General features: G+C 68.1%; 1 pseudogene. It reads right to left on the bottom strand.

Annotated features, from left to right (window positions below):
• Positions 1–464 (bottom strand): annotated as a pseudogene (pan2, locus tag D3D02_RS19540) (proteasome-activating nucleotidase Pan2); the annotation flags it as partial.

Here is a 464-nt window from a genome sequence, read left to right as displayed (position 1 = left end):
GCATCATCGTGCGCTGGACCTCGGCGTCGCCGGAGGTCTTCGAGTCCGTGCGCTTCGAGGCGACGGCGTCGATTTCGTCGATGAAGATGACCACCGGCTCGCGCTCGGCGGCGAGCTTGAACAGGTCGCGGACGAGCCGCGCGCCCTCGCCGATGAACTTCTGGACGAGTTCGGAGCCGGCCATCTTGATGAACGAGGCGTTGGTCTCGTTGGCGACGGCCTTGGCGAGCATCGTCTTGCCGGTCCCCGGCGGGCCGTACAGGAGCACGCCCGCGGGCGGGTCGATGCCGACTTCCTCGAACATCTCGGGGTTCTCGAGGGGCTGTTCGACCGCCTCGCGGACCTCGCGGACCTGCTCGTCGATGCCGCCGATGTCGTCGTAGGTGACCGTCGGCGACTCGACGACCTCCATCGCCTGCGCCCGCGCGTCCGTCTCGTCGTCGAGGATAGTCTGGACGGCGAAC

The organism is Halobellus sp. Atlit-38R, from assembly GCF_003665925.1.
In the GTDB taxonomy this organism is placed as follows: domain Archaea; phylum Halobacteriota; class Halobacteria; order Halobacteriales; family Haloferacaceae; genus Haloquadratum; species Haloquadratum inordinatus.
The sequence above is the reverse complement of the archived record's forward strand: the minus strand, read 5'-3'. Positions and strand labels throughout refer to the sequence as shown.